This window comes from Rhizobium mesoamericanum STM3625 (assembly GCF_000312665.1).
In the GTDB taxonomy this organism is placed as follows: Bacteria; Pseudomonadota; Alphaproteobacteria; order Rhizobiales; family Rhizobiaceae; genus Rhizobium; species Rhizobium mesoamericanum.
In genome coordinates this window covers 45,093-52,775 of the sequence record NZ_HF536775.1, presented here as the reverse complement: position 1 = coordinate 52,775, position 7,683 = coordinate 45,093, and the positions used below count along the sequence as shown (strand labels likewise).

The window sequence follows — 7,683 nt, the reverse complement described above, 5'->3', positions numbered from 1 at the left end:
AGTAGATGACGATCACAAGGAAGAACAGTCCATTCACCGGCAGCGAGGGCGGTGGACGCAATTGGGCGACGCTGGCCACGCTTCTTACTTTGCTCTCATTTTGCAGTCTTGCTCGATCTGTACGCTATATCGGTCCGAGATCCTGTCGCGAATTTCGGTGGGCAAGTCGAAGACCGCGCAGGCTTGTCCGGGCGTCCAAGTTGCGGGGATTTCGACCGGAACGAAGAGTGGCTGGCGCTAGAGCAGGTCCTACGACACTCAAATGTGGGTAATTGCAAGGTTCACCGAACGGATACATTACGGGCTCGGGCGGGACGAAAGATCGATGCTCTATGGGACGCCGTAGGCGCATTGATGCTCACTACAAACGAAACACAATATTTATTTATCCTTCTGCCACTATGCTAGGATGCGTGTGTTGCTAGGCTGAATCCGTTACGATCAGAACATGTGAATGGTTGTTAAGCCAACATATGGGCTTAGTCCACCTAAGCCTCCGAGCTTAATGCATGAGCGCGCGCTCTGATGAAAGGGGTCCCTAAATGGTTAGCATAAATAAGAAAAAGGCGCTGGGATTTAATACCGCCAACAAGCGTCGCTCCGCTAAACGGGAGGCTGATCATCTCCTTGAAGCACGACTTGCTGAAGTTGAGGCAGGGAAAAAACGCGCAAATTTTGACAATTTCGAAAAGCAGAGAAAATATGCAGGCGATATTCAGATCGTCAAAAAGCTTGGCAACAAATTTCGAGGTGAAATTAGCTACGAACCTCTTAGAAATAAGAGACTGCGCGTTGATAATCCAGGAGAATTGACTCGCGAAAACGGACTCTTTAGTAAGACTAAAAAGATCCTAACCCTTGGCGCGGGGGAGGAAAACAAATTTCACGTAAGTCTCCTCGAGAGAAAAACTTGGCGAGGCTTGAGCCGCCTCTCATATACTGAGGATGGGACACTCCTCGCTAAGCACGTGAAATATCGAGACGGGACCCTCGAGGAAAAATGGGAGAGGGATGAGAAAGGCGCATTAATGCGCACGCGGTATGTAAATCGCGGCTGGTTGTCCAAGGCGGTCTCCGAAGAAATGAGTGATCCTTATCGAAGGGGGCTGGAGGAAAAAATATATCGCAAATTATTCCGTCGGAAAGGTTCAAGACACGAGACGTATGAGCGAGAAGACAATGGCAATCTAAACCTTGTCGACAGCAAAGTCTCAGGCTTTGCCTTCTCCAGACGCTCGACGAAAGCGGTGAATCATGAGACGTCGCAAACCCAAGTTCGAAAATTGGGCGGCGCGTTTAGCAAATCGTACAGATCACGTCTCGATAAGGACGGTAACGAGATAGCTCGAGATATACTAGAGCACCGAAGGCTGCTAAACAAACGCTCTGCGGTCTATGATGATGTTTCAGGAAAATTGAAAAGTAAAAAACATACCGTTGGGAGGATATTTAAGAGTGAAGCCATCTATCAGCAAGGCGATGTGAAACAGGTTACCAAAAAAATTCTTGGCGTGACAGTTCTCAGGAAGACGACGTTGTTGAATGAACGCGAGCGTGATGCTCGAACATTGCGTGCGGAAGAATCCGCTTTCCACAAACGGCTTTGGCAGGAGCACTCAGTACCCGCCCAGTCATCTCTGCAGAAACGCGCCGCAATACCTTCAGTACGCTTCGACGGCGGTGATAGCATCTGGCCTTCAAAGCAGCGCTCTCTTGAGACGGCGGTCCCCAGTCAACCCGTCAGAACGGGTGAGACAGTCTCGCGCAATGCAGGAGTTCAACCTAAGCAAGATCTAGAATCGCTGTTTGGATTATCGGACGACCAGCTTCTGTCGCAGTCGACATCGTTGAACAAGCATTTATCAAATCCAGAACCAGGTATGTCGGGCCTTCCGGAAAGCCCACAAGGCCCCAGCCCGCTGCTTGGGCCGTCGCCAAGGGAAGGGGATTCCGGACGTAGCCTCGGGGGCGGCGTCCTCGAAGATCAGATGGCAAAACAGCGGTCGCTAGAGAGTCAAGGGGAGGTGGCAGTGCAGGCATCTGACGGGGCGACACGCCCTGTCGGAGATAATCTGATGAATGGTTCGTCAGAAGAGTTCGCCCCGATTTCCTCGATCAAGAGGGACAATTTTCGACCTGGCAAACCAATTCGACGCGTGGGTATCGTTCACAAGGCGATCCCGGTGTCGTCGGAGGCGACGGAGGCGACGGAGGAACGGAGGATGTCCATACTCGCGTCAATCACTCATCCAGGCACTCGAAATGAAATTTATTCTTCGAGACCGGATGATAGAAATCGTAGCGCCGGGAGATCGTCTTCTCTTTAAACCTAAGACCGTCGCCTAGCGAACCTGCAAGTTGATCCGGTTCGCTTCAGATGTAACGCAATCAGACCCTAGCAACTCCCCGGTGGTATCGTTCTCTTATCAGGACAGCGAACGACATCAGCGAATCCAAAAGCGCATTCGCTCGCGGCTCAGAGAGGTTGGTTTTTTAGATCTGCTAGGTCCGTAGCTGAAAATATCGCTGTTAAGTAGAACAGGCTGCGCTTCAATGCGACAACGCTTCATCATAGAGCGACGCAGGTTTCGTTCAATGTGATCGCTGGCGACGAAGTTTGCAACTTCGGAAAGTGAGAAGGACCACGCGCTATGGCCAATCGCACAAGAGAAGTTTCGGCGGTCAGATATCTAACGGATATCATGCGAAGCCGAACTCCAGCCTATGTTCCAGACGGCAGCATTGGAAATGAAATAGAGTGGCCGCGACCCGTCCCCGGCCGGTCCTTGAAGGACGCCCTTGAAGTTCGAATAGACCGGCTTCTAAGTGGAACTATTCCTGACAAGCCTGCATATAATAAACAACGGCTTTATGCGTTGAATGCAATACATCGAGCTAATATTGGCGAGATGACGCCGAACCCGGATGCTCACGAACTCCATCGAGTCATTGATAAGATCTATGCAAGCCGCCCCCAGCTACCAGTAGCTGTTTCCCCTTACGTTGCTGCTGCACTTTATGAGAAACTGCAGCAGTACGCCAAGAACAAAGAAGGCGACCCGCGAGAATTCCCACACATTGAGATTCTGGGTCACAGACGCGATGAACTGCAGCTTCATGAATTCGATGAAAACTTTTCGAGCGGTGCGCCCCGAAATCCAGCTCTACAGAAGGCCACTCTGAGAGAGCTCAATGCTCTGTTGGACGAGATCGCGCCGGACGGCGCTTTTTTCAATGGTCTGCGTCAGGCGGTAATAGATGAGGTTTGGGAAGGTGGTGAAATCTTGTCACGCTGGGCTAAGCGGGAGACGGAAATTGCGGAAACGAGGGTCAAAACCCGCGAAATAGGCTTCATCCCGAACTCCTATCACTATGGCAAAGAAAGGGTGATCCGAGCCCTCGAAGATAAAATCGTTCCTTGGAGAGCGGAGCTACTGCCGCAACAAAGGCTAGCTCCAGAAACTACTGTAGACATCGCAAACCTAATACAGCGGCATTGCGACCTAACCTGGCAGCGTGGCGGCAATCGTTTTTTCTTGCCCAAGCAACTGCCAAAAGGAATTAGGGACTCAATACGTCGAACGACTCCGCACCGAGTGCGTACCAACAGTGTTGCTAAGGAGATGGCAACGCGTGTTCTTGACGCCATGGACGCGATCGTGGGCCCCCGTCGCGGAAACTTCGCGAGCCGCGCGTGGTTCCTCAAAACGGCGTCGGAACACAGGCAATACTGGCTGGAGCCGAACAGTACGGCAGCAGATGACCCGACCCTTTATTCGTTGCTCCGCAGTTATTCGCGCGTCTTGCAATCAAGGAGCTTGGAGATGGAAAGGCTTGTGCGAACCATAGAGGGTTACCACCAAGCTTGGCAGGGTCGTCTGCGCGAACTGCCAGAGAATCATCATCCAAAGAGACCAAGAGTACCCGTACGGTCGGCCAAGCTCGATTTAGAACATTCCCAAGTGATGCTAGAGCTTGCCAAGGCAGCCAATATGCCTGGTCAACAGAAACTAAAACTGCCGCATCGCAATGAGTCAGAGGAGGTGGCGCCGGCCGGAAATCTGGCACGCTCCATATCAACAAAAAGAAAAGCACCAATCCACTCGCAAGAGACGTCCGGTTCGTCTAGCCACAACGTCAAGGGAGAGATTGAAATAGACAAATTGCCTAATGCGAGAAAGCGGCCACACGAACTGGAAGAACGTAAGAGGGACAACTCGATCAGCCGCTGAGACGAGATCGGTAACTTCTTCGGGGCAACTGGCCACTGACCTTGCCCCCAAGTTTTATCCAGTTTTGAGTTCGCTCCGGCGGTTTCGAAAGGACCAGAGAATGAAGCGCACACGTTTCACGGACGAACAGATTATCGGCATTCTGAAGGAGCACGAGGCCGGCACGCCGGTCTCGGAGCTTTGCCGCAAGCACGGCGTCAGCGATGCCAGCATCTATAAATGGAAGGCCAAGCTCGGCGGCATGGACGTAGCCATGGAGATTTGTAATCTTGATCACATAACGGGCAACGTAGGCGAGAAATATCTGGTGGACCACAAGACGTCCGCAAGTGCAGTGGCCGGAAGAGAGCGATAGTCACCTGTCCCATTGCTCCACGCCATTGTTACAGATGCAATGGTTTATTTCCGTTTCCTATTGCATACGAATTTTTTGCCTTTATTTTGTTAGCAAATGCGGTCAGCCCAAGACAGCAGTAGTTTGCTGGAGCGTCCGCCACCTCATATGTGAAGAGATCGGCGATCAACTGAGGAACGTTGCCATCGTGGCTGATGAAGCTACTTCTCCGACTATGCTCACTTCTCTCAAAGATGAAGCTCATCCGGGGCCTCCAACAGTACGCAGCAACAGGAAACACCGTCTGCAACAGAAAGTCTTCGATTGAATCGAACTGGCCTGCACGTGACCAAAAAGTAACGGGCATCGCCGGGAGCAGCATGATGGCTGGTGCGAGGATGGAAAGCGTCATCCCGAGGGTTTGACTGCCAGAGATACACAATCCCGATCACCTAAAGTAAAGCAGAAAGGGGCTTTTTGTGGCTCTTAGACATCCATCCGCAGTCCATCTCGCAACTGATGCCCAGAATAAGCGAGCAAGCAAAGGCTTGGGAGCGAGCACTATTGATGCAACCGCAAGCAGTGGCATTCCCCCAGTGATAGAATACGTCCCCGCCAGGGCTACGAGGAAGTTCGAGAAAAAACTCAGCGCGATAAGAGGTTTAATGCCAGACCTGAAGATCGAGTGAGATGGCACTTTAATTGCGCAGGATCCGAGGGCAGCAATCATCAGGAAGGAAGTACAATGGACGATCAAGATGCGGAAATGTCAGAAGCCCAAAAGCGTCCCAAACGTGAGCGGCCCGTGGACGATCTGCCGACGCAGAAGGTCGGAAGTTCGAATAACAGCCGCGAGTCACAAGAGTTGGACAAAATCACTAGGAAGTTGGCTGCTCTGAACGGCCTAAGCGAGATCGGACCATCAACCACAAGAATGTCGCTAGAGGTTGCGATCCCGCGAAGTGGTCATGAAAATCAGGTCGAATACTACCCTTGGGAATATGCCAAGGAAAAATTCGGGGGCGAAATCAACCTGAATAGATTCACCAAAGTTCTAAGCGACGAAACAGGCCGAACCCAACCTCTTCCTCGTGCCTATGACACCATCCCGGTCACTCCCGGGATCTCTTTTGAGAACCAGTTGAAAGAGCGGGAAAAGACGTGGGCAACGTGGAGGAGAGACATCGATGGACTGCCATCCAAGCCGTCGAACGGGAAAGATAATTGGCGTAAACTCAAGCGGGACGATCCGGCAGCGTGGCGTGTAACGCCATCGGGATTGAGGCGGGCCGCGTATCAATGGAATAATCCCGAGAAGGCGGGCGAACAATTACCTGAATATATAATTAAATTCAGTAGCCGCAATGAAAGAGGATATCGGAGAATCGGTTTGTGGCGGGACGATCCCTTGGTCGTCCGGCAGCAGACCTACGACCTAGCTGAAACGTTTGGGCCGGAGAACGTCCTAATCAAAAATGAATACAATGAATTCGACTCCATCAGCAACATAAACAAAAGAGGTGAACACGAGGCTGAGCGGCGCTCTCAGCGGCTGGTAGGAAATGAAATTCGCTACAATCCCGACTTACCTCCCGTGGTTGTACAACACGGCGATCATCTAGTATCTATCAATGACATACGTGATAAGAACCTTCAACAGGCAATGCCTGTGCTGCAAAGGCTGGAAGAGGAGCTCAATTACCGTCCTGAAAAGCTTCGCATAGGCATGTCGAGCCGGGAAGGCGATTCTTTCCACAATCCCAAACTACTGAAGGAACTGGACACCGAACTTTTTTCGCAGATTTGTAAGGATTACAACCTGCCTGCAGATAAGCTTGCTAAAAACGGCAAGTTTCTGGAGCATGGCCTGACCTGGGTACAAATTGAAAATGGAGTGTTCCGGGATGGAGCCTCAATTATGAAGGAGCTCTCGCGAGAGGGAAAAAAAATAACAGATGTGTATGACAAAACGCAAATTTTTACGCATCATCATACGGTAGATGGCAAAATTAAGAGTAGCGCGAAAATGTTGTATGCCTCCCTCAGAGACGATGACGGCATTTCGCGCGAAGTCGCCCAGATCATCGGCGTCGAGGCGAGAGAGAAACAAGCAGTCCGCAGGCAGGAGGTAACTCTCAATGCACAAAAAGCGCTTGATCGGCTCGATGGGTACAATAGCTCCGATGATGAAAGGTTAAGCCCACGGAAAGCTTTGGTACAGCAGCGGCAAGGACAACAATCGAGCTATGGGTTGTAAAGAAATCGAGCGGGTCTGCGGCCTGTTCTTAACATTTCAGCTAGAGTTAGATGCTGTGAAGGTGAATCAAACGTGATGTGACGAGGGCGACCGAAGTTGATTCAGGAGGTTGATGATGGCACGAGCACTGAGGGACGATCTTTGATCACGTGTATTGAAAAGCGTCTGCTGGTGACCTTGCCCCAAGTTTTATCCAGTTTTGAGTTCGCTCCGGCGGTTTTGGGTTGTTGTATTCGCGGCGGTAGCGGCGTGTTGCGGTGCGGAGCCATTCCGGCTGCGCAGCACTGCATCACGTCGCGGGTTGATTGTCTGAGCGAACTCGGCAGGTGTCAGCCATCCAAGGCCTGAGTGTGGTCGATGATCATTTTAATCGCTGCGCCAGTTTGAAAGCGCTGATCGAGCGTGGGTCAGTGACGAGAAGAGAGTTTCATTCAGGAACTCGTCTCGCAGCCGCCCATTGAGCTTTCGATGAAGGCATTCTGGATCGGCTTGCCCGGCGCGATGTAGTGCCAGTCCACCCTGGCCCGATCCGTCCACTGCAGTCGCGTTGCTGGTGAACTCGCTGCCATTGTCGCTGGCGATCATCTTCGGCTTGCCACGCCCCCCGATGATCCGGGCCAGCTCACGAGCGACCGCAGACCGGACAGTGAGTAGGCGGGGTCAAATCTTCACTTCGCTTGACAGGCGCGTCATCTCGCCGGATTCAGCGGCATCCTGCAGGTAGACGGCTACTCGGCCTATACCAATCTTGCCAAGACGCGTGCCAAAGCCGGCAGCAATGAAACGATCCAACTCGCAGGCAAGTGGCATCCTTCAGGCCGACGGCTACAAAGGCTACGCAAAACTATACGAACCCAATA

General features: G+C 51.9%; 4 protein-coding genes and 3 pseudogenes. 6 read left to right on the top strand and 1 reads right to left on the bottom strand.

The genetic code is table 11. The features are described 5' to 3' along the window. From BN77_RS34485 to BN77_RS28345, 5 genes and pseudogenes are all read left to right on the top strand, one after another. Window positions 1–241 (top strand): hypothetical protein (locus tag BN77_RS34485; protein WP_208856489.1); only part of this gene is annotated, 241 nt, incomplete at its 5' end. A 301-nt stretch (window positions 242–542) separates the two neighbouring features. Then, entirely contained in the window at window positions 543–2,327 is a 1,785-nt protein-coding gene (locus tag BN77_RS31625; protein WP_007538815.1) for a virulence VirE3 protein (VirA/G regulated protein), read from the top strand. A gap of 459 nt (window positions 2,328–2,786) precedes the next feature. After that, the gene (locus BN77_RS28360) at window positions 2,787–4,232 is read left to right on the top strand and encodes a hypothetical protein (protein WP_244426274.1); all 1,446 of its coding nucleotides are present in this window, start codon (window positions 2,787–2,789) and stop codon (window positions 4,230–4,232) included. Window positions 4,233–4,332: 100 nt separating this feature from the next. Beyond that, a pseudogene (locus BN77_RS28355) lies at window positions 4,333–4,485 on the top strand (transposase); the annotation flags it as partial. An 826-nt stretch (window positions 4,486–5,311) separates the two neighbouring features. Next, complete coding sequence (locus tag BN77_RS28345) at window positions 5,312–6,823, top strand: hypothetical protein (RefSeq protein WP_007538805.1); 1,512 nt, start codon at window positions 5,312–5,314, stop codon at window positions 6,821–6,823. Between the two features lie 189 nt (window positions 6,824–7,012). Here BN77_RS28345 and BN77_RS34480 read toward each other — a convergent pair. After that, a pseudogene (locus BN77_RS34480) lies at window positions 7,013–7,456 on the bottom strand (integrase core domain-containing protein); the annotation flags it as partial. A gap of 51 nt (window positions 7,457–7,507) precedes the next feature. Here BN77_RS34480 and BN77_RS36035 point away from each other — a divergent pair. Then, a pseudogene (locus BN77_RS36035) lies at window positions 7,508–7,683 on the top strand (IS66 family transposase); the annotation flags it as partial.

Bases quoted from the DNA above. Each gene is read 5' to 3' on its own strand.
- BN77_RS31625 (WP_007538815.1), top strand. From the start codon at position 543: ATGGTTAGCATAAATAAGAAAAAGGCGCTGGGATTTAATACCGCCAAC.
- BN77_RS28345 (WP_007538805.1), top strand. From the start codon at position 5,312: ATGGACGATCAAGATGCGGAAATGTCAGAAGCCCAAAAGCGTCCCAAA.